Genomic DNA, 23,576 nt, shown 5'->3' with positions numbered 1-23,576 from the left:
TTTAGTCTACCATTCTTCTCTTTCTTCCTGTAATTGTGAATTGATATCACGTATAGCAGTTTTGAGCACTCCTTGTAGGATTGATATTGTAAGAGGCCTATCCTGATATATATTTATGGCGCTTTGACATAGGTCCCTTAAATGTAAGTCAAAGGGAAAAGGCTCTCCCCTCGTTCCTGATTTTCCACCGGAACTTGCGATAGCATCATAGGCAAGTGACTTAACCTGGGAGGATAATGATTGATCAGGAGAAAAAAGGACGTTTATATGTTCAATGATTACTGAAACAATTTTGATAAGTTCTAAATCCTTAGAGTGAAATATTGCAATTGATTTTAATAACTGTACTAGTTTTTCTTTTTCTTGATTAGTCGTTGAGAATAACTCATCATATATCTCTATTAACTTACTGCTTATATTGCTAGATGGAATAAGATATTCAAGCACTTTAATATTGTCATCAAAATAAGATATTGGTTTTTCTGATTCTATATACCAGGTAAGTGCAGCTAAAAAGTATTTATTCTTTTCTTCTTCGCAACAATCTTTGGTAATTCTTCGATTAGCGCCATGCGGAACAATCTGATAATAGACGTATTCACTGCCATCTGTTCTGATAGCTTGTTTGTAACTAATTCTAGAAGCCAGATAATCCAGAATCTCTTTTACGCCTTCCTTTTTTAAAATGTTGGAAAGTATAATTTCCATATGAGAGCTAATCTCAAAACGTTGACTCTGGTTTAGTACCAGATTCCTAATTAGTTCATAATTGATATTTGAATCTGAAAGTAACCTGAAAACATTCTCTGCTTCCTTTTGAGTACAATATGTTAGGAAATTATTTAATAATTTAGAGCCTTCGGCTTGGTTTACCTCCAACAATGTTATTAGCGAATTGGGGAAGTTGCTATGAGTCTCTTTAATATTTTGTCCGAGGATTAGTTTAATTAAATCGGTATCCCTATCTGATAATAATGATTTTTTTATCCAATAGGAACTATATATATGAAGGATTACATTATATGCTTTGGATGTTTTTTCTATTAATAAGTCGTTTGCCTCCGACCAGAATGCATCAATAAATTTGATGTCGTGTCGCAACGGTCGAAGAAAACTTGAACCAAATAGATAGATGAACTCCTTATTTATTGTTTTAATATATGAGTAAACTTCAAGTGATTTCTGTAAGTAATTATTATTCAAAATACTTAGGAACTCTCCGAAAGAATGAGGTAGTTCTGAATCTGGCTGATAAATCTCCATTATTGCCTCGCCAATTTGAATAGCATTGTGTTGCTCAATTAAATTGGCACTTTTGGATTTGATTTGAATTTCATAATCATGAAATTCAGTTTCGAGGTCACAAAATAGCAATATTAATTTTTGCGCTAAATTCTGGGGCGCAAGTAATGCTTCAATGTCGTCTAAGAGGTGGAAAAATTTTTTGGGAATCCGCTGCTTGCGATACCAGTAGAGTTCTGCACCAAGGTTCGATCTATATTGAATCTCAATATTCGAAGCAATAGTCTTTAGAAATTCTAAAATACATTTGATCTCTTCATCACTTGAATATTTGTAGGTTTGGGTTTTGCTGGAGGCAATCTCCCTTGGAATATCTATTAGTAATTTAAAAGAGTCAAGCTTTAATTTTTCGTTTTTTGAAGAAGTATAAATACCTATTAATAGCTGAATTACGTTTATCCTGTGCTTTCTTATTATTGTATTGTTGGGTAAGTAATGCCTAACTAATCTTAAGCTAGTTCGTCCTGTATCTGCCCATTGCGTAAGTTGGAATTGAAGTTTTAGAAGTTCTGTTAATCCCAAAATTGCAAATTCAATGACTTTATCACTGGCATTTGGTAAAAGTATTTCAACCTTTTTAACAAAAAAAGAGGGAAGATCGATTGAGTTATAATGAATATATAAAGGATGTGAATAATCGAAATTTCCTGTAAAAAGTGAAACGCCAATAATTCCGTATATATCTAATGTTCTAAAAAAGACAAATTCACGAAATTGTTTATGAAATAGAAGGTCATTGAAAATTTCTCTTATGCTGATGATTGTCCTGTCAGATTGATAACTACTATAATTGTGATTATTAAATTGATTATATAAAGGATGAGAATTTGTTTGTACAGAGTTCACGAATATTTCAACCGCTTCAACTGCAATCTCCGGTTTTTGATATGCAATTGAGACAATATTTTGAAGGAAGGTATTAAACTCTTCAAAGGACACAGTACTCCGCAATCCATCTATGTAATCCTTCAATAATTCATCAAAGAAAGAATATGCTGTTGGATTATCCTGCTCAATTTCGTCAATGGATGCTAGATTGGAAATAATGTTATGTCTGAAGTTATTGTATTTGTCAAGTTTATTTTTAATCCAAATTTTATTTTTGTTATTTGTCAGTATAATATCGCTATAGTAATCGGGCTTTAGAGATTGCTTATAGTTTCCGGTACTAAATTCCTCTTTTTTTAGCTTATCTAAGAAGAACATTATAAAATCTTCAGTCAGATTTTCCAGCTGAGCGATTTGCTCTATTATCGCTATGGCATCATATTCGAATGGCTCTATTAAGCAAATTAAGCGAAGCAAGTTTTTCGCTTTCAGTTTTTCTACCCCAGTGTTATTGACAACATCATCGAGGAAAGAGTCAAAATAACTGCTTACATAATCGTTAAAAGAAGTTTGCGTTTTTATCAGAGAGATATTCTTATTTGCACTTATAGCATTTAATAGACCTATAATCAAAATTGGTCTTCCCCTGCTGATGCTCGCTAATTGGCTTATATATTCCCTAGGATATCCATCAGGAAGTTCTTTGTGTAATATTTCTATTGTTTCTTCCCTAGATAACTTTTTAAGGGTAATTGTTATTCGATTTTGTTCATTGAAATCCTTAATCAATCTTAGTGACTCATAAGACTGAATACTTCTTAGGGTAAATATAATTTTTACTTTATTGATTTTATTGTGATTGGCTAACCGACTTATATCTGCTAGAGTTGTTGGTGGGTAATTTTGAGCATCATCAACAAGAATAATATAGTTTTGAGACCCCTGTATACTAAATTTTATTTTTTCTAAATCAAGATTATATGCGCTAATAGCTAGTGCGGTCCAATCCTTATTGATATCTACATGTTTTTTGAAGAATTCAATGCATAGTCTTGTTTTTCCAATGCCTGCTTCTCCAATAATAAGTGTTAGTTTATTTTTGTCATTTGAAAGAAATGAGTCGAGTTGTTTCATCTCATTCTGTCTTGAAGAGAAATAGCTTGTCAGATTGTTTAAATCCGATGATAAGCATGCCATTCTGCTACCAAAGACAGTTTTATATGGAAGCAAACTGGCATTTGTAAATCCCTCTTCTAACCATAATTGAAGGATTGGATATTTGAGATAAGTTCGGGTTATCTCTGTAGCGTCCCAGATCTCAAATGTAACTCTCTGATTTATTTTGTTTAGATAACCTTGAATAAGCTTAAGGAGCTCTTTGCGTTCCTGCGGCAACAAGTCAACATTGGTAAGCAGAATGAGTATTTGTTCATCTGTTATTTTATTAACTTCTGTTTTTAATTCGGTTTTAAGAGATTGATAAGCGGTTTTCCTATCTGTAGTATGAAACTTATATTGGAATCTAATATTGGTAATTGAATCATTATATGGTCCCGCGTATAGTCCATCTATTCCACCGTCCTTTCCTGGAGCGCCAAACCCTGTGAAGTTGCGCCCGAACTCAAATTGTAAAAGCGCGTTGCAGAAATGCTGAAATTGTGTTGATGTATAGCTATTCCAGTTTATCTTTGTCATGCTAATAAAGTTAGCATTTTGATTTCATTTTTTGCAATTCATTGGCATAGGTAAAAAAGTAGTGATCTTCGCTAAAAAGTATAGTAAATCCTCTCTTTTGAAAAATAAATTATTAATTTTCAATTAGTTATACTTTTTGTATCGGGAAATAGGCGCTTTCTTATACTATTTTCATATCCCGAAAAAATATCAAATTGGCCGTCTATTGACCCTTTATTAGTTGTAACGTATTGAAACCAGTGTGAATAAAACGGACGACATCCCATCCGGATTATCAAAAAAGCTACTATTGATTTCTATATGCAACAATGGTATAATAAAATAGACCCGGTATTAAAAGACATTGTCCAAACCGTCTTAATTCTGGACAGGGCCGATCCCCCTGAGCCGGATGACTTGCCCATATTTACCAACGGCATGCCGGCTTTATTGTGTACAACACAGCATAAGGAAAGTCGCCTGTCGCTGTTCGGAAAGACCGTTCCTTCAGAAAGATGGGCCGAATGGGGGAATGCTACCCTGATCGCATTTTTCTTCAAACCATTTGCCATAGGGCCTGTTTTTAAGCTATCTGCACAGCAGTTAAAAAATGAAGCCATCGGGCTGAATCGTTGGAATCCACAAAAGGCAATGGCATTGACCATTCAACTAGCCTATGCTCCATCAACAGCCGAGAAAGTGGAGGTGCTACACCAGTTTATTCTTTCCCAGGTTACAGCCAACCAGCGGGAATGCAGGATCATCCGGTATGCGACCGATAAAATATTGGAAAACCCGGAAGCCGATGTGTTGGCACAAATGCTGCAGGAGCTTAGTCTCACCGAAAGAACATTTCAACGGATCTTTAAAAAATATGTAGGTATAACGGCCAGCGAATACAGGCGGATCTGCCAGTTCCAGATGGCTTTTTACCAGTTAAAGTCCGGCCAGTTTCATAAATTGACCGACGTGGCATATGCCAATGGTTATTTTGATCAGAGCCATTATATCCGTTCTTTTAAGGAATTTACAGCAACCACTCCCAATGAGTACCTGCAGTTTGGGCTAAAGAAAAAATAATGTCGGTTTTGTACAAGGCCATGTTTGGTAGCTGGTTCATCTTTACACAAAATTTAAATGTATGAAAGAACTAATCACGCCTTGCTTATGGTTCGATAACCAGGCAAAAGAAGCCGCCGCTTTGTATTGCAAATTAATTCCCGGCGCAAAAATAGTAATGCAGTCGCCTGTTGTCACCGAAATAGAGATAGCCGGCCAGCATATTACGCTATTAGATGGGGGGCCTATGTACAGACCCAATCCATCCATTTCAATGTATTACGTCTGTGAAACAGAAGAGGAGCTAAATAATATCTGGGAAGGATTATCCAGCGACGGTTTTATAATGATGCCATTGGATAAGTATCCCTGGAGTGAAAAATACGGCTGGGTGAGCGACCGGTTTGGCATTTCATGGCAGGTTACCCTGGGAACAGTAGCCGCGGTGGGTCAAAAGATTACGCCCTTTTTGATGTTCGTCGGGGATCAGTATGGCCGTGTGGAAGAGGCCATACAGCATTATAGTTCCATATTTCAGGATTCAGCAACAGATGGGATACTCCGTTACTCTCAACAGGAACAGCCCGATATAGAGGGAAAAGTAAAGCATGCCGTGATAACCTTAGCCGGGCAGAAGTTTATGCTAATGGAAAGTGCACATGCTCACAAATTTGCCTTTAACGAGGGCGTTTCCTTAACGATCCATTGCAACACACAGGAAGAAATAGATCACTATTGGGGAAAATTAACCGAAAGCGGCGAAGAAAGCAGGTGTGGATGGTTAAAAGATAAATTTGGTGTTTCCTGGCAGGTAATACCTACTATTCTCGGGAAATTGATGACCGATCCCAATAAGGCCGGTAAAGCAGCCCAGGCGTTTATGCAAATGCGAAAATTTGATATTGAAAAGATCGTGCAGGCAACGCTTGAGTAAATTTTGAAAGGCCATACCGGCTATTCTGTTAGATTATTTTACCCGAAAAGTGGAACTATAATATTTTCCACGTCCAATTTTTACTAAGTACAGGCGGCTTTGCTTTATTGCATTGCCGCCTGGCAAATAGCACAGTAATTTAATTATGATGATTGTGTTGTGTCTGCTGCCTTTTCTGTCCGGGCTGAACATGATTCCAATGATACTTATTCCGCAATGTAATTTCCACATGCCCTGCATTCTCCCCGGATATTACTGTTTCCTGTTTTAGACGGATGGTTAATTATAAATTGTATTGCCCTCCCGTTTTTCGCATACCTATAATCCGTATTTTACAATCCACAAATCCACGGATCGGCGCCCGAACACGCCAAAATGATGACTGAATGATGAAATTGCTACTCCTTCTTGCAGCCTGCTACTGTACGTGCATTACTGCCAATGCCCAGCTCAATGCGGATAGCCTGAATCAGCTGCTGGCAAATAAAAACATGACCACGCCGGAAAGGATTACGGCGCTCAATATGCTGGCGGCCCATTACAACCAGGATTCCACCAATGTGGCACTGGTACTGGCCAATGAGGCTTACCTGCTTTCCCTGAAAGAAAAGAACAAGCCGCTCCAGGCGGCTTCTCTCCTCAACCTTTCCGAGGGATATCTCTATAACGATCAATACGACCAGGCGCTCAATTACGCCTATAATGCACTGGATCTCTGCCTGGAGTGGGGAAATGATAGCGCTATTGCCCGGTGCTTTACAAACCTGGGCTGGGTTTTCTACGATACGGAGAACGCCCACTTCTCTCTTCAGTACCACCAGCAGGCGCACAAATTATATAAAAAAAGCGGCGATCCCCACCGGCTGGCGGTGTCTATGAATGCACTGGGGCTGGTTTACCTGATGAAAGATGATTTTGAAACGGCCCGCCTGTATTTTGATAGCACGCTCGCCATCGCAAAGCAAAATCATCTGGAAGGGATGATTGCCACAGCGTTGAGTAACCGCGGTATTTGCTGGAATGAACAAGGGAAGTACCAGGTGGCCATCGCTGATTTTAACCAGGCAATGGCAATCATTAACCCTGCAGAAGTATTGTCGCATGCGGAGGTGCTGAACCAGATGGCTTACTCCCGCATTATGCTGAAGGAATATCCGCAGGCGGAAACGCTCCTCCGGGATGCAAGGGTACTGATCAACCAATCGAACTCCAATACAAAGAAGGAGAAGCTGCTGGATAACCTTACCAATTCAGTATTGCTATACCAGGAGTTGGGAGAATACCAAAAGGCTTTCACCGAACTGCAGGAATATACCAGGGTCCGTAACCAGATCCTTTCCAAAAACAAGAGTGAAGCTATTTCAGCGCTTAAGCTGCAACGGGAGGCAAAAGAGAACGAAACCCGCATCATCACGCTGGTGGCACAGAAGGAGCTTCGGGCGTTTCAACGGAATGCGCTGGCAGCAGGGGTGGTACTCCTTATTATTATCTGGTTGCTGTTTTACAGCAAGATGAAACAAAAGCAGAAAAAGGAGAAAGAACTGGAAGAGGTTAAACGTGCCCTGATCAAACAGGAGCTTGATGGCGCCCTGATGGAAAAGGAAGCCCTGAATGGTAAACTGGAATTCCGCGACAACGACCTCAAAAACTATGCGCTATACATTTCCCAGCGTAATGAAATGATCCGGAATTTTATTGATGAACTGACCAGCCTTGATATCCATAACGACGTCAGAAATGAGAATATCACCCGTTTCAACCGCCTGGTCCATAAATTCCAGCATGACCTCGATCATAATAAAGATGCCCAGGATTTTAATCTCTCGGTAAATGAAATCCATAAAGACTTCTTCTTTAATCTCCTTCAAAAATATCCGGGCCTTACAGAAAATGAACGCCGCCTTTGTGCACAAATCCGGTTAAATCTCTCTATCAAAGACATCGCTTCATTGAATAATATCTCTGTAAAATCAGTTGAAATGGCTCGCTACCGCCTCCGTAAAGCATTCAACCTGGAACACAAAGACAACCTGTCTGATTTTCTGAAAAATTTCTAACCAATTAATTATCAACTACCTGTCTCTCTTGTAGAGGTCATGTAGAGGTGCCTGTAAGGCTCATATAGAGGCTTACAACTCTCCTGTGCCCATCTTTCCTGCCTACATTACTTCCCTGATCCGTTGCTGCCGATTTCACGTTTGAAAGCAGATACCTATGCTGCAGCATCCGGACGATCCATGTTATACTTTTTAAAAAAAAGATCTAAAAACCAAAATGCGTATGTGGAAACTATTACGGAGGAACGGAATATTATTATTCCTTTTATTTACCGGGTTAACGGCAATCGCTCAAACAGCATCCGTTAACTGGACCCTGAAGGGGAGAATTAAAGACGCCGCAGGCAACCCTATTCCGGGCGCCAGCGTCGTGGTAAAAAACACGGCTAACGGAACGGCCACCTCAGACAAGGGCGTCTTTACACTAACCGTACCTGAAAATGCTACCCTGGTTATTTCGGCGATGGGATTTACCGCCAAAGAAATTAAACTGACCAGCGCCAAAGAACTGGTAGTAGCCCTGGAAGAAAGTGTGAAAGGACTGGATGAAGTACTGGTGATCGGCTATGGTACCCAGAAAAAAGGAGATGTGACAGCGGCCATATCTTCCGTAAATACAAAAAATCTCGCCAAACAACCCTCCGGTAACATCGGTACCATGCTGCAGGGACAAGCGGCCGGCGTGATCGTAAGTGCCGGTACAGGCAATCCTGCGGCCAATCCCGTAGTGCTGGTGCGGGGCCTCAACAGTATTAACAACGACAACCCCCTTTATGTAGTGGATGGTATTCCCCTGGGATATGCATATGATATCAACCCCAATGATATCGAATCTGTAAGCATCCTTAAAGATGCTTCTGCCGCTACCATTTATGGCGCCCGGGCGGCCGGGGGTGTTATCATCATCACCACCAAAAAAGGGAAAACGGGTGAACCGCGTATCACCTTCAACTCCTACGCATCCCTGCACAAGCTGAATAATAATATTGACCTGCTGGAGAAAGTTCCCATGAATAAGGTGGTGAGAGAAGCCTATGCCAATGACGGCGAAACACCTCCCATTTATGTGCAGGATGATAATAAATACGCTAACTCCGACTGGCTCGGCGCTTTCACCAAACAAGGCGTGGAACAGAAATATGATGTTGATGTGGCAGGCGCTTCAGAGAAAATTGCTTACCGCCTGTCGTTAGGACACTGGGGACATTCCGGGTCCATCATTAATTCCGGCTCTAAAAGAGATAACATCCGGCTGAATACAGAGATCAAACTACTCAACAATCGCCTCAAATTAAGTCCCATTATAGCTTATACCCGTTTTGACAATAAGAATTTTGGAGATGTGAACGGTGATGGAAATGCAGGATTTTCTCCCATTATGAACGTTTATAACACCCTCCCACATAAACGCATCTACGACCCTGCCTCGGTGAACGGTTATGCCAAACCCGAAACAGAGCTGGGTTCCGGCAACCCGGTAGGTGAAAGAATGCTGAGCAACGGCAACACAATAGATGATCACCTGCAGTTCAATATGGCTGCCGACCTGCAACTCTGGAAAGGGTTCTCTTACAACTTTACCCTCGGCCGTAACATTGTAAATACCTACGAGTACACGCAAACAGACCCTTACGACTTTGGCGCACAGGCGCTGGTGGAAAATCCGAGCCGCTCCGAAAGCCGTGGCCGGAATGAGTTCACCGTGTTTACCCATCTCCTGAATTACGAAAAACAACTGGGTAAGCACAATATTAAAGGCATGTACGGCTTCTCCCGTGAAAAGTCTGTGAGCCAGGGTACCACCGGCGCAGGCAATCATTTGAGCAGTCCGCTGATCGAATCACTGTCGGGCCTGATCATCGACGGTAAAGGAGATTTTATCCGCGCCGGCGGCTGGAATTTTTCCAGCACGCTGCAATCCTACTTTGGCCGCGCAAGCTATAATTACGACGATAAATATTTTCTCCAGGGAAGCCTCCGCCGTGACGGCTCTTCTAAATTCGGCCCTCTGAACCGTTACGGTACTTTCTACTCTTTCTCTGCAGGCTGGAACATGCATAAGGAATCCTTTTTCAATATCCCGTGGATATCAGAACTAAAGCCGCGTATCAGCTATGGTACCGTGGGGAATCAGAACGTGAGCAACTTTCAGTACCTCGCCAAGATATTCCTTACAGGCTCCAGTCCTTACCTGAACTATCCTTTGGGTTCCGCGCTCAGTCAGCAGGTATATGTCGGCGCCATTGCAGCTACATTGGCTAATAACAACATCAAATGGGAACAAACGGCTACCCTCAATGCAGGGTTGAATTTTAGTTTCTTAAAAGGTGCTGTGAGCGGCAGTTTCGATTACTTTAGTTCCAGAACATCTGATATGCTGGCCGAAACGCCTATCCCTGCATCATCCGGTATCACAGCATTGCCGCTCACCAATATCGCGGATATGGAAAATAAAGGATGGGAAGTAACGGCTACCTACCGCCGCCCTGCGTCCAATGCATTTTACTGGGATATAACTGCAAATATTTCACACAGCCGGAATAAGATCATCCGGTTGGGATATGACGAAGGGGTGATTGCCGACGGATATGTTGATTTTAACAACCGCGGTACCACGCTCACCAAGAAAGGAGAGGCGCTGGCATCATTTTATCTTTATAAAACAGACGGCATCTTCAGATCGCAGGCGGATGTGGATGCACACGTCAATAAATCCGGCGATCCGCTGCAACCCAATGCCAAACCCGGCGACCTTCGTTTCGTGGATACAAATGGCGACGGTGCATTGGACGATAATGATAAACAGCTGATGGGTAACGGTCTTCCTAACCTCGACTTCGGTATTACTTTCAACGCCAGTTACAAAAACTTCGACCTGATGGTGTTCTTCAACGGCAAACAGGGCCAGAAGATGTACAACGGCGCAAAGATGTTCCTGTACCGCTTCTACTGCTCTGCAGACCTGCTGAACGCCTGGAGCCCCTCCAATCCGGATGCTTCGGTATATCGTCTTTCCAATACAGATGAAAACGAAAACCTCCGCGTGTCCGACTACTTCCTGGAAGACGCTTCTTTTGTACGCCTGCGAAACCTCCAGCTGGGTTACACACTTCCGCAGCAACTCACGGCAAAAGTACACATCGACCGCTTACGGGTTTATGCCGGCGCCTACAACCTGCTCACCTTTACAAAGTATACAGGCTTTGATCCGGACCTCTCTAACACCGGCATCTTTGGCCGTGGGGTAGACCGTGGCTACTACCCGCTGAGCCGCTCTTTTGTATTCGGCCTTAACGTTGGATTCTAATCTGAAATTTTAAACTGACAATCATGAAACTACCAATAGCCGTTCTCTTCTTCTTTTCCGTTGCGCTCTTCACTGCGTGCTCCGATAAATACCTGGAGCTGGACGATAAACAAAACCTCACAGAAAATACTTTCTGGACCACCCGGCAGCATGCTTTGCAGGGAATTACCGCCAGCTATGCGGCTTTACAGGCACACGACGGCTCCATGTGGACTTTCTTTGAGGAAGTATATATCACGCTCTCCTATAAGGCTGATGATATAGATAATAATAAAAATGAGCCTTATGGAAAAAATCTGGCTGCATTTGTAAACAGTGCAGATGAAGGCGGTCCCTGGAATCTCTGGGCTACCTGTTATGCAGGAATTGGCCGTGCTAACCAGGTGATCGAAAAAGTACCAGGCATTACTGCCATGACGGAAAAAGAAAGAAATGAAATTGTTGCAGAAGCTAAATTTCTCCGCGCCTATAATTATTTCATACTGGTAAATGGTTTTGAAAATGTACCGCTGGTATTGAAATTTGAAAAAGATCTTACCAAACTTCAAACGCCGCAGTCCCCCGCTGCAGACGTTTGGGCACAAATTGAAAAAGATCTGACAGAAGCAGAAGCCGTGCTGCCAACCGCTTATCCGGATGCATATAAAGGTCGTGCAACAAAAGGCGCCGCTAAAGCGCTGTTGGCAAAAACATATCTCTTCCAGGAAAAATGGACAGCGGCAGAAGCAAAATTCAGAGAGATTTACGGGCAGTACACCCTCAATACAAATTATATCGACAACTTCAACGGCACAAAGGAAAATGGCCCTGAATCCATCTTTGAAGTGCAATTCAGTGGCGATCGTTCCGTGTCTGATGAAAGACATCCTTTCAATTTTGAAGTGAGGCCTTATGCGCTTGATGGCTGGGAACTCTTTTATCCTTCTGACTGGCTGGTGACTACACTGATGAAAGATAAAACCGCAACAGGTGGTTATAGCGACAGGGTATATGGCACTATCTTTTTCAACGATCCGGCGTCAAAAATGTGGGATCTCAACATTCCCGCCAACCTTGTGCCCTACGCAGATGTGGCAGGCAATCTTTCCCACCCCGCCTTCTTCAATAAATATGCATACCCTAACGACAGGGGCGGTTCTTATGTAGGAACGAACATCTCCCTGATCCGTTATGCAGATGTGCTGCTTATGCTGGCAGAGGCAACGAATGAAAATGGAAAAACGGCTGCAGCTATTGACCTCGTGAATGAAGTGCGTAACCGCAGTCACGCGAAACCAATTGCAGCAGGCAGTCTGAATAAAGAACAGCTGCGGGAGCAGATCCGAAATCACGAAAGACCGGTAGAACTGGCAATGGAATTTGGTATCCGCTGGTTCGACCTGGTACGCTGGGGCCGTGGCGCTACCGCCAAACAACCGGTAAAAGCCCTGCTGACAAACCATGGTAAAGCTGCTGCAGCCAACTATGTAGAAGATAAACACATCCGCTACCCTATACCGCTGAAAGAGATCAACGTAAACCCGCTCCTGAAGCAAAACAATTTGTACTAAACAACCGGGCCGGTGTGCCATTGTATGCCGGCCGGTAATTTTTTTTCAAGATAAGCAAGGAACTTAATGAAATACAGCACCGGATTGATGATTGTTTGGTTGTTATGGCTCAATATTTTTACTGCCAGTTCCCAACAGCATCCACAGCCCTGGCAGCACCCGGAGATACAAACAGAAAACGCCCTGGCGCCGCGGGCATGGTTTATACCCGCCATCTCGGAGGCCGCTGCCATGTCGGGTTCCCCGTCCCCATTCCTGCTTTCGCTGGATGGCAACTGGAAGTTCAGGCTAGATGCATCACCTGCAGCAAGGCCCGATAGTTTTTATGCGGACCATTATGACGTGAGCAACTGGAAGAATATTAAAGTGCCCGCGCACTGGCAAACGGAAGGTTTCGATAAATTTATTTTCACGGATGTGGAATATCCTGTTCCCGTAAATCCGCCGTATCCACCGGAGAACGACAATCCCACCGGCTCCTACCGGAGGAGCTTTACCATTCCCGCGGAATGGGCCGGCAGGAATGTAATCCTCCGCTTCGGCGCCGTAAATTCCTTTTTTTATTGCTGGATCAATGGCCGGTACTTAGGCTTTAGCAAAGACAGTAAAACTGCCGCCGAATTTGATATCACCCATTATTTACGGAAAGGAGAGAACACCATTTCCGTACAGGTATTCCGTTTTAGCGACGCTACCTACCTGGAAGGGCAGGATATGTGGAAGCTAAGCGGAATAGAACGAAGCGTGCAGCTGATTGCACAACCTAAAATAGCTGTACGCGATTTCTTTGTAAAAGCAGGACTGGACAGCACTTACACCAATGGTATCTTTAGCCTGGACGTACAACTAAATTCTACAGCACGGCATGGGCGTTTGCAAATAAAACTGCTGGATGACAAGGGAAACATCGTTATACAACAACAGCAAACGTTGAACGGCACTGCAGATTATCACTTTGATGCTACGCTGCACAATGTAAAAAGCTGGAATGCAGAGTATCCCCATCTTTATAAACTACTCATTTTCCAATTCGATAAAAATGGCAAGCTGGTGGAATGTATTGCGCATGAAACAGGCTTCCGGACGATAGAGATCAGGAACGGGCTATTGCTGGTAAACGGCGTGGCGGTAAAGATCAAAGGCGTAAACCGGCACGAACATAACATGTACACCGGGAAGGTGATCACGCAGGAAAATATGATGGAAGATATACGGCTGATGAAACAGTATAACATCAATGCGGTACGTGCCAGTCACTATCCCAACAGCCCGGAATGGTATCGCCTTTGCGACGAATATGGTATTTACGTGGTGGACGAAGCCAATATTGAATGCGATGGCATGTCGTTTGATCCGATGAAAACATTATCCGATAAACCGCAATGGAAAGAAGCCTATCTGCACCGCACCCGGAGGATGTTTGAAACCAACAAGAATCATTGCTCCATTATTACATGGTCGTTGGGAAATGAAAGCGGCTTTGGTGAAAACTTTGAAGCTACCTACCGGTATCTTAAATCAAAAGACAACACCCGCCCGGTTCAATACGAAGCGGCAGGAGACAATGAATTTACAGACATCGTGTGCCCGATGTATAAGTCCACCAGTGTGTTGCTGGGGTACGTGAGAGAGTGGCGCAGCCGTCCGTTTATTCTTTGCGAATATGCGCACATGATGGGCAACGGTGGCGGTAACCTGAAAGAGTACTGGGACCTGATGTATCGTTACCCGCAATTGCAGGGCGGCTTTATCTGGGATTTTTCTGATCAGACTTTTAAAAAGAAAGATAAAGCAGGAAGGGATATCTGGGCCTATGGCCGGGATATGGGTAATGTAGGTCTTACCAGTGATACGAGTTATTGTGCTGACGGGTTGTTTGCAGCCGATCGCACGCCGCATCCACAGGCGTTTGAATTTAAAAAAGTAATACAGCCGGCAGGCTTTGAGCCCGTGCCGTTGTCGGCAAACAGTATCCGCATTATTAACCGCCTCGATTTTACAGACCTGGATCAGTTTTATTTCAACTGGGTTATCAGGTCAAACGGGGAAACGATCGCCAAAGGTGAACTGAATGCCGGTTCCGTGGCGCCCCATAAAGAAAAGATCATTACACTGCCTTTGCCGGTGCTGAAAGCGAAGCCCGGTGCGGAATATTTTGTTATGATAGAAATGAGGACGCGGCACGATGCGCCACTGGTGCCTGCACACTACCTCGCGGCATGGGAGCAGTTCCCGTTGCCTGTGGCACTGGCTGAAATGCCCGCTCCTGCAAGCACTAAAGCAATATCGGTTAAAGAAGAGCCATCGCAAATAAAAATTGCGGGGGTTGATTTTGAAGTGGCATTCAGCCGGAAAACTGGCTGGCTGAGCGCTTATAACTGGCTGCAGCAGGCGATGATGAAGTCGCCCCTCGAGCCGCACTTCTGGCGTGCTGCCACGGATAATGACATCGGTAACAGTCAGCAGATCCGCTGCGCCGTATGGAAAGATGTATTGCAAACAGCCCGGCTTGATTCCCTGAAAATAGACACCACAAATAAACGACAGGTAGTCATCCGCACCTGGCACTATCTGCCTGCGGTAAAAGCAGTGTATAAAGCAGCGTATATAGTAACGGGAGATGGAGTAATAAACATCAGCGTAGCAATGAAATCCGGGAGAGATCCCATGCCGGAGCTTCCGCGATTCGGTATGCGCATGATCCTGCGCGGAGCATTCGATCAGGTGAAGTGGCTGGGCCGCGGTCCTTTTGATAATTATGCCGACCGGCAAACTGCTGCAGCTGTTGATATATACAGCATGAACGCCGATCAGCTTTTTCATCCTTATCCGCGTGCACAGGAAAGCGGCTACAGAACGGATGTGCGCTGGATAACCCTGACCAACAAAAACGGCGTGGGATTGACCGCACAGGGTCAGCCGCATATCAGCACAGGCGTATTGCATTTCAATATGGACCATCTTGAATTTGACCGCTACGCAACGGAGAACAACCACGGTGGCTCTATGACGAACGAAGATCTGGTATGGTGGAATATCGATTATAAACAAATGGGCGTAGGCGGCGACAACAGCTGGGGCGCCACCCCACACGCAGAATATTTGCTGCCTTACCAGGATTACAGTTACTCTTTTACGCTACGTCCCGCTATAAAATGAAGCAGATGAGAATATGGATATTACTATTGCTCACCGTGCAGGCAGCTACTGCGCAGCGCTACCGTTATCCTGATGTGTTGGATTTGCGGACGGCGCCTCCTGCCGGTGAAAGTATCGAGGCCAATGTATTCAGCGATATGGGTGCATGGCATGCCTATGCACTGCCCTCGGGGAAAGAAAACAACGGCGCCTTTATCGGCCCTTTGTTGATGGATATGCAGGGAGAATGGCTTTCCGGCTCTTTCTCAAGATTAGCTGTCCGTGAAAACGGTGTACCGCTTAACCTGCCGGCAGCGAAAGCCAACATTAAGTTTTATCCCGGGCTGTTACAGCAGCAATTTGAAATCGCCGGCCTGGTGATATGCCAGCAGCTCCTCTTTGCTTCCAGCCGCGAAGCGTTGTTGTACACAAAAATTACCAACAGCTCCCGCTATCCCCGTATGCTGGATGTGGAATACTATGGGCAAACAAAAAAGAGGATGACTGCGGAGGCCTCCACCCTGCGGGTAAACGGTTTTGTAACCGTATTCCCCAAGGGCACTGCATTGCAGGCGGACAGCTTTACTTATAAAGCGCTTTGGAAGAATGTAGTGATACAACCCGGCGGAAGTTATGAACAAACACAGGTGCAGGCGTATTATCCCGGTGAAACGCGGCAACCTTTTCAATACAACTTCAAAACAGCGCTCAAAAAAAATGAAGCGAGATGGAATGGTTATCTCTCCCGGTATTTCTCCCTGGCATCTCATTTAACAGAGATAAAAAAAAGGCTGGCAGTCAAATGTATCATCACGCTTATTACCAACTGGCGAAGCAGCGCTAAGGACATCCTGCACGACGGCGTATTTCCCTCTGTAAACTACCAGGGCTTTTATGGCGTGTGGAGCTGGGACAGCTGGAAGCAGGCCGCGGGCCTCGCCACCTTTTTTCCTCAGCTGGCGAAAGACAACGTCCGTTCCATGTTCGATTACCAGGATGACCACGGCATGGTGGCAGACTGTATCTATGCAGATAAACGTGAAAACAACTGGCGGGATACCAAACCTCCTCTTGCCGCCTGGGCAGTGTGGGAAATCTATCTGCATACAAAAGACAAATCATTCGTCAAAGACATGCTGCCTAAACTTATTGCCTATCATGAATGGTGGTATGCTAACCGCGATCACGACCGGAATGGCCTCTGCGAATACGGCGCTACCGATGGTACCCGCATAGCCGCAGCATGGGAAAGCGGAATGGATAATGCCGTACGCTTCGACAGCGCGGTGATGCTGCAAAACAACAGCAGCGCATGGTCGCTGAACCAGGAAAGTGTGGATCTCAATACTTATCTCTATGCAGAGAAATTGTACCTGGCAAAGCTTTCATCTCTCCTGGATAACAAACAACATACTTACCGGCAGCAAGCGGAGAAGTTGCTCCGGCGGATACGCACACAGTTCTACGATGAGCATGCCGGTTACTTCTACGACACCAGGGCGAATGGCTGTGTGCAGGTGGATGGCCCGGAAGGATGGATCCCGTTATGGGCTGGCGTAGCCACCTCACAGCAGGCCAGAAGGGTAAAAGAAAAAATGGAAGACACGGCAAAATTCAATACGAAAATACCGCTGCCTACCCTGGCTGCCGATCATGTTGCTTTTGATCCGATGAAAGGATACTGGCGCGGGCCGGTATGGCTGGACCAGTTTGCCTTTGGTACAAGCGGTTTACGGAAATACGGCTATGATAGTCTGGCAGCAGTATTCGAAAACCAACTATTGGAAAATGCAGCGGGCATGACAGCCAACGAACCGGTATATGAAAACTATCACCCGCTTACCGGTAAAGGGCTGAATGCAAAGAATTTCAGCTGGTCGGCCGCACACTTGTTAATGATACTGAAAAATAAATAACGTCATGGAATTTACAGCAAATGAAGTAAAGCAACTGGTACAAAAGAATTACCTGCTTGCAGTAGAAGTGGAAACACTCCAGGGCTACGATGAATTTAATTATAAAATAACGGATGTCTCCGGCCGTAAATTCATCCTCAAAATAACGGGGGAAGAAAAGCGCTACTCCTTCCTGGATGCGCAACTCCGCATATTGGAACATCTTTCAGTGAGCGCCGTGGCGTGGAACTTTCAGCAGATACTCCGCAACAAAAACCGGCAGGAACTTACGCCCATCTTCAAGGATGGTAAACAATATTACCTGCGTATCCTCTCCTGGCTGGAAGGAGTATGCTGGGCGCAGGTACCGCACAAAAACAAGGAGCTCTATCTTGGTCTCGGCAGCTTCCTCGGCAAAACAGATGAAGCGATGCAGGATTTTCAACACGACGCCCTGCACCGGCATTACACCTGGGATATCAGCAGTGCCGCAAGCGCTAATCGCCTGCTGCACTGCATCCGCGATCATGAAAAAAGAAGGCTGGCCGGATATTTTTTGCTTGCCTTTGAGACAGAAGTATTGCCGGTGCTCGACTCCCTTCGTCATGCGAGCATCCACAACGATGCCAACGACTACAACGTATTGGTTCAAAACGGTGAAGTAAGCGGTTTGATAGACCTTGGCGATATGGTGTATTCTGCACTGGTGAATAATGTGGCTATTGCATGTACCTATGCGATGCTGAACACGGAAGATCCTTTACAGGCAGCTTCCTGGGTGATACAGGGATATCACGGCGCCTTTCCGTTAACAGAACAGGAAACAGATCTTATTTATTACCTGGTGGCTGCGAGGCTTTGTATCAGTGTAACACAGTCGGCCTGGCAGGCGTCACTCGGCTCTGTCAATGGCCATCACTTTGTAACAGAACGGGATGCCTGGTCGCTGCTGAATCAACTGATCCGGATAAACCCGCTGAAAGCCGCCGATACTTTCCGGAAAGCGTGTGGCATGTCCTTGCTTATCAATGCCGGCGAGGATTACAGTCCGTTGCTGCAGGAAAGGAAAACATTCATCGGCGCCAACCTGAGTATCAGCTACCGCAAGCCATTAAAAATTGTAAAAGGTGCATTGCAATACCTCTACGACGACAAAGGAAATACGTTTATTGATTGCGTAAATAATGTAAGCCATGTTGGGCATTGCCACCCGGTAGTAGTGAAAGCGATGCAGAAACAGATTGCCACGCTAAATACGAATACCCGTTACCTGAACAACCACCTGGTGGAGTTTGCCAAAGCGATCCATCGCACATTGCCTTCAAAGCTCTCCGTATGTTACTTCACCAATTCAGGAAGTGAAGCAAACGATCTGGCTATTCGCATGAGCCGTCATTTTACCCGCCGGAACGATGTGGTGGTGCTGGATCATGCTTATCATGGCACGTCTACTGTTGCAATGGAAATGAGCCCTTACAAGTTTGATGGCAAAGGCGGCTCCGGGCAAATGCCTTATATCCACAAAGCCATCTCTCCCGATTTATACCGTGGAGCATACCGGTACAACGATCCGGAAGCAGGCGTTAAATATGCGCAGGATGTACAAACTATTCTTACGGAGAACCCGGGCAAGGTAGCGGCCTTTATCTGTGAAACATTGTTGGGTGTAGGTGGGCAAATCCCTTTACCGGATCATTACCTGGAAGCAGTATACCGGCATGTGCGTGAAGCAGGTGGCGTATGCATTGCAGATGAAGTGCAGGTAGGCTTCGGACGGGTAGGAGAGAAGTTCTGGGGATTTGAGCTGCAGCAGGTGGAACCTGATATTGTAGTGTTGGGAAAACCTATCGGCAACGGTCATCCACTGGCTGCCGTGGTGGTTACCAAAGAAATAGCCGCCGCATTTAACAACGGTATGGAGTATTTTAATACGTTTGGCGGGAACCCCGTTTCAATGGTTACCGGCAGGGCAGTACTGGACGTAATACAATCTGAAGATTTGCAGCAGCACGCGCTGGAAACAGGCAATTACCTCATGGAAGGCTTGCGTGGTTTAATGAATAAACACACCATTATCAGCGATGTAAGAGGACACGGTTTATTTGTGGGGGCAGAGATGGTGAAAAACAGGAATTCTATGGAACCCGCTGTGGATGAGATCAACAAGGTAGTGGAAGAAATGAAGGAAAGAGGGTTTCTGCTCAGCACCGACGGACCGTTATACAATGTGTTGAAAATAAAACCGCCATTGGTGTTCAGTAAGGAAAACGCCGCCGATATGGTGCATCATCTTGATGAAGTATTATCCAATCTTTAACTTAAAATATAACAGGTATGAGTAACCTGCAATTGATACTGGACGGCCTGATGCGCCGTTATAAAGAACGGATGCCGGATGTGGAAAAAGTAATATCAGCCATGATGGAAGAAGGACTGATACAACATGCAAATGAAATTGAAAATGATCACATCGCATTCCGGACAATTGGCGTGCCCCACCTGGGCATCCAATCACTGGAGAAAATATTCCTGCACCATGGATATGTCAAAAGGGATTATTACTATTTCGCTGAAAAGAAACTCGACGCTTACTGGTATGCCCCGCCAGCGCCTTCTTTGCCCCGCATCTTTATCAGTGAGCTCCGGGTAAAAGACCTTTCTCCCGAAGCTCAACATATTATACACCATTATACAGATGAAGTTACGGCGGATCCTGTACTGCAACTGGATCTGAACGATGCCGCTGCAGTAGATGATTTTCTCCACAGCGGTCTTTGGCGACTACCTGCTTACAGCGATTTTTCAACATTAGCGAAAGAAAGTGAATATGCTTCATGGACTATTTACAACCGTTATTATCTCAATCATTTTACCATTAGTGTACACAACCTGAAGCCTGGCTATAATGACATTACAGCGTTCAACCGGTTTCTTGAAAAACATGGCTTCGTGCTTAATGATGCTGGCGGCAAGTTCAAGAAAAGTCCGGATGGCCTTTTGCTGCAAAGCTCCACTGTAGCGGGTATGATAACAGCGGCATTTGCAGATGGCGGGAAGCACGCGATCTCCGGTTCGTATGTGGAATTCGCGGAGCGCCGCGTGTTGCCTGCTTTCCGGCATCTGGATGTTACAGCCATAAAAAGGGAACATCGCCGGGAGGGCTTTGAAGCAGCCAATGCCAACAAAATATTCGAAAGCACGTATTCATCTCAAACCAATAAAAAATAATGGAATTTCTAAAGGAGTTAGGTATAATGCCGCACAATTCCGGCGTTAGCACCGGTATGAACTGGCTGAACGGCAGCGGCGGAGATCTCGCGTCGTATTCTCCTGTAAACGGGCAACTGATTGCTACTGTTACGACGGCTGATGAAACTGATTACGACTCGGTGATCAATACTGCGGTAAAAGCCTTTGCGTATTGGCGTACCGTACCTGCGCCGCAACGCGGCGAAATAGTACGGCAGATAGGGGAGGCGCTTCGCCAAAAGAAACAGGCACTGGGCAGCCTGGTAAGTTTTGAAATGGGGAAAAGTTTGCAGGAAGGTTTGGGAGAAGTACAGGAGATGATTGACATATGCGATTTTGCGACAGGACTGAGCCGCCAGTTATATGGCCTTACCATGCATAGCGAACGTCCGATGCACCGGATGTATGAGCAATGGCATCCGCTTGGGGTTACGGGTATTATATCTGCTTTTAATTTTCCGGTGGCCGTTTGGAGTTGGAATGCAATGCTGGCAATGGTATGCGGGAATGTATGTGTGTGGAAGCCCAGCGAGAAAACACCGGTATCTGCCATTGCCTGTCAGAAAATTATTGCAGCAATACTAAAGCGTAATAATGTGCCGGAAGGAGTAAGTTGTTTAATCAATGGTGGAAAAGAAACCGGCAGGCTGCTGTCCACGGATGTAAGAATACCGCTTGTATCAGCCACGGGGTCAACGCTCATGGGAAGAAATGTAGGTGTTGCCGTAGCGGCCAGGTTTGGACGTTGCCTGCTGGAGCTTGGCGGGAATAATGCCATCATAATTTCTAAAGATGCTGACCTGGATATGGCACTTACCGGCAGCGTATTTGGCGCCGTGGGTACTGCCGGGCAGCGCTGCACCACCACCCGGCGGCTGATCATCCATGAAGAGATATACACCCGTTTCACGGAACTATTGGTACGTGCCTACGGCCAGCTCAGGATTGGCAATCCCCTGGATGAGTTAAATCATGTGGGACCTTTAATCGATAAGGATGCTGCAAATACTTACCTGGAGGCTATTGCAGCCTGTAAAGAGCAGGGAGGCCGTTTTGTTGTGGAAGGCGGCGTAATGGAGGGACCGGGTTATGAAAGCGGTTGTTACGTGAAACCCTGTATTGCCGAAGTACTGCCTGGTTACCCCATCGTACAAACCGAAACTTTTGCTCCTATTCTATATCTCATGAAATACAAAACCACAGAAGAGGCAGTAGCTATACAGAATGAGGTGCCCCAGGGGTTATCTTCCGCTATTATGACCATGAACCTCCGGGAGGCGGAATACTTCCTGTCTGCCTCCGGCAGCGATTGCGGGATTGCAAATGTGAACATCGGTACTTCCGGCGCAGAAATAGGAGGCGCCTTCGGCGGAGAAAAAGAAACCGGCGGTGGCAGGGAAAGCGGCAGCGACGCATGGAAAGTTTATATGAGAAGACAAACCAACACCATTAATTACGGCACCCATCTGCCGCTGGCACAAGGGATCCGGTTTGATCTCTGATAGAGGGTATACCACGGGAAGGGGCTATGCTGTAAAGCATGCCCCCTTTCTTGTCTATGGAAAACGGAAGAAACCACTATATTTACTGCATAAAATTAACCCCCGTAAACATCAATCTATGTTCCGTTACCTTACTTTTCTGCTTTGTTGTATACCCGCCTGCCTCTTTGCACAATCCAATCTTACAGTAGATGTGGGAGATACAGAAGTGACCTTTCACAGCACAAGCGCCTTCGGTCTCCGGGGTAACCGCAGTCAAACGCTGAAACCCAGGGATATTGCTTCCTTTAAGTACCTGGGCGGGGCTTTTTCAAAAGATAAGTTCCAGGTTTATTTCTATACAAGCATCGTAAAGGAAGCTGATGCCGCATCTTTTTTCTGCCTGGGCCGCAATAGCCTATATCCCGAATTTAATCTTTTCCCTAAACTCAAATCAGTGATAGGCGCCGATGAAAAGAACATTTACTTTATGCCCAACTTCGGACCCGTTGGCGACTATGTGGATGATGTGACCGTAATGGACCGGAAAACATTTGGCGTAATAACTGTATTGGATTCCATCAGCGGGAGTTACCTGTTGAGAGACGGGAAGAAAATATACGTGATGATGAGGGATATGTACGACAGAACGAATGTTATTCCTACTGATCTGGTGGAAAAAAATATTACGTTAATCGGCGGCGGATATCTCCTGAATGGCGATACACTCTATTATCAGATCTTCCCGATCCATAAAGTGAAGCCCGGAAGTATGAAAGTGTACGCAGGATCTAAGTATATAACTGATGGGAAAAAGGTTTACCACTATACATACAGCCTCGACCCAATAGTAGCAGACTATGCCTCTTTTAAAGTACACTCGGTATATAAAGCCTTTGCCAGGGATAAGAAGGATTATTATTTTAAGGGAGAAAAAATGTCATCTTCCCTGACTGCATTTGAAGTGGCAAAGGAAATATTCAGCAAGGTTGATATTGAACCGGCCAATCACCGGCGTTACCTGAAGATGTGTGAGGAAACCGACTAATTTCTCCATTATAAAATTAAAAATGGGCTGCGGGTAAATTACCTGCAGCCCATT

Annotated in this window: 12 protein-coding genes; 11 read left to right on the top strand and 1 reads right to left on the bottom strand. The window is 45.0% G+C overall.

The features are described 5' to 3' along the window. Positions 1 to 6: 6 nt before the first annotated feature. Entirely contained in the window at positions 7 to 3,825 is a 3,819-nt protein-coding gene (locus QFZ51_RS31425) for a hypothetical protein (RefSeq protein ID WP_429051540.1), read from the bottom strand. A gap of 300 nt (positions 3,826 to 4,125) precedes the next feature. On the opposite strand from QFZ51_RS31425, the gene QFZ51_RS31420 reads away from it, so the two are divergent. From QFZ51_RS31420 to QFZ51_RS31370, 11 genes are all read left to right on the top strand, one after another. Next, on the top strand, positions 4,126 to 4,884 hold the full coding sequence (locus tag QFZ51_RS31420) for a helix-turn-helix domain-containing protein (RefSeq protein ID WP_429051538.1): 759 nt from the start codon (positions 4,126 to 4,128) through the stop codon (positions 4,882 to 4,884). A 61-nt stretch (positions 4,885 to 4,945) separates the two neighbouring features. Then, the gene (locus QFZ51_RS31415) at positions 4,946 to 5,797 is read left to right on the top strand and encodes a VOC family protein (RefSeq protein ID WP_429051536.1); all 852 of its coding nucleotides are present in this window, start codon (positions 4,946 to 4,948) and stop codon (positions 5,795 to 5,797) included. 386 nt (positions 5,798 to 6,183) lie between these two features. Continuing rightward, complete coding sequence (locus tag QFZ51_RS31410) at positions 6,184 to 7,854, top strand: tetratricopeptide repeat protein (RefSeq protein ID WP_429051534.1); 1,671 nt, start codon at positions 6,184 to 6,186, stop codon at positions 7,852 to 7,854. A 223-nt stretch (positions 7,855 to 8,077) separates the two neighbouring features. Beyond that, on the top strand, positions 8,078 to 11,161 hold the full coding sequence (locus tag QFZ51_RS31405) for a SusC/RagA family TonB-linked outer membrane protein (RefSeq protein WP_429051533.1): 3,084 nt from the start codon (positions 8,078 to 8,080) through the stop codon (positions 11,159 to 11,161). A gap of 23 nt (positions 11,162 to 11,184) precedes the next feature. Continuing rightward, positions 11,185 to 12,711, top strand: coding sequence for a RagB/SusD family nutrient uptake outer membrane protein (locus QFZ51_RS31400; RefSeq protein WP_429051531.1), 1,527 nt, complete (start codon positions 11,185 to 11,187; stop codon positions 12,709 to 12,711). Between the two features lie 66 nt (positions 12,712 to 12,777). Next, complete coding sequence (locus QFZ51_RS31395; protein ID WP_429051529.1) at positions 12,778 to 15,870, top strand: glycoside hydrolase family 2 TIM barrel-domain containing protein; 3,093 nt, start codon at positions 12,778 to 12,780, stop codon at positions 15,868 to 15,870. Between the two features lie 5 nt (positions 15,871 to 15,875). After that, positions 15,876 to 17,765, top strand: a complete 1,890-nt coding sequence (locus tag QFZ51_RS31390) for an MGH1-like glycoside hydrolase domain-containing protein (RefSeq protein WP_429051528.1) — start codon at positions 15,876 to 15,878, stop codon at positions 17,763 to 17,765. Positions 17,766 to 17,769: 4 nt separating this feature from the next. Further along, complete coding sequence (locus tag QFZ51_RS31385) at positions 17,770 to 20,061, top strand: aminotransferase class III-fold pyridoxal phosphate-dependent enzyme (protein ID WP_429051526.1); 2,292 nt, start codon at positions 17,770 to 17,772, stop codon at positions 20,059 to 20,061. A gap of 17 nt (positions 20,062 to 20,078) precedes the next feature. Beyond that, positions 20,079 to 20,972: a DUF1338 domain-containing protein gene (locus QFZ51_RS31380; protein WP_429051525.1), complete on the top strand. Its 894-nt coding sequence runs from the start codon at positions 20,079 to 20,081 to the stop codon at positions 20,970 to 20,972. Further along, positions 20,972 to 22,495 (top strand): L-piperidine-6-carboxylate dehydrogenase, encoded by a 1,524-nt coding sequence (gene amaB, locus QFZ51_RS31375; RefSeq protein WP_429051524.1) that lies wholly within the window; start codon positions 20,972 to 20,974, stop codon positions 22,493 to 22,495. The genes QFZ51_RS31380 and amaB overlap by 1 nt, the downstream gene beginning before the upstream one ends. Before the next feature lie 118 nt (positions 22,496 to 22,613). Further along, positions 22,614 to 23,522: a DKNYY domain-containing protein gene (locus QFZ51_RS31370; RefSeq protein ID WP_429051522.1), complete on the top strand. Its 909-nt coding sequence runs from the start codon at positions 22,614 to 22,616 to the stop codon at positions 23,520 to 23,522. The last annotated feature ends 54 nt before the right edge of the window (positions 23,523 to 23,576 follow it).

Source organism: Chitinophaga sp. W3I9, from assembly GCF_050434025.1.
GTDB lineage: Bacteria > Bacteroidota > Bacteroidia > Chitinophagales > Chitinophagaceae > Chitinophaga.
Note: the sequence above shows the minus strand (reverse complement) of the source record. Positions and strands in the feature narration are given on the sequence as shown.

Bases quoted from the DNA above. Each gene is read 5' to 3' on its own strand.
- QFZ51_RS31425 (WP_429051540.1), bottom strand. From the start codon at position 3,825: ATGACAAAGATAAACTGGAATAGCTATACATCAACACAATTTCAGCAT.
- QFZ51_RS31420 (WP_429051538.1), top strand. From the start codon at position 4,126: ATGCAACAATGGTATAATAAAATAGACCCGGTATTAAAAGACATTGTC.
- QFZ51_RS31415 (WP_429051536.1), top strand. From the start codon at position 4,946: ATGAAAGAACTAATCACGCCTTGCTTATGGTTCGATAACCAGGCAAAA.
- QFZ51_RS31410 (WP_429051534.1), top strand. From the start codon at position 6,184: ATGATGAAATTGCTACTCCTTCTTGCAGCCTGCTACTGTACGTGCATT.
- QFZ51_RS31405 (WP_429051533.1), top strand. From the start codon at position 8,078: ATGTGGAAACTATTACGGAGGAACGGAATATTATTATTCCTTTTATTT.
- QFZ51_RS31400 (WP_429051531.1), top strand. From the start codon at position 11,185: ATGAAACTACCAATAGCCGTTCTCTTCTTCTTTTCCGTTGCGCTCTTC.
- QFZ51_RS31395 (WP_429051529.1), top strand. From the start codon at position 12,778: ATGAAATACAGCACCGGATTGATGATTGTTTGGTTGTTATGGCTCAAT.
- QFZ51_RS31390 (WP_429051528.1), top strand. From the start codon at position 15,876: ATGAGAATATGGATATTACTATTGCTCACCGTGCAGGCAGCTACTGCG.
- QFZ51_RS31385 (WP_429051526.1), top strand. From the start codon at position 17,770: ATGGAATTTACAGCAAATGAAGTAAAGCAACTGGTACAAAAGAATTAC.
- QFZ51_RS31380 (WP_429051525.1), top strand. From the start codon at position 20,079: ATGAGTAACCTGCAATTGATACTGGACGGCCTGATGCGCCGTTATAAA.
- amaB (WP_429051524.1), top strand. From the start codon at position 20,972: ATGGAATTTCTAAAGGAGTTAGGTATAATGCCGCACAATTCCGGCGTT.
- QFZ51_RS31370 (WP_429051522.1), top strand. From the start codon at position 22,614: ATGTTCCGTTACCTTACTTTTCTGCTTTGTTGTATACCCGCCTGCCTC.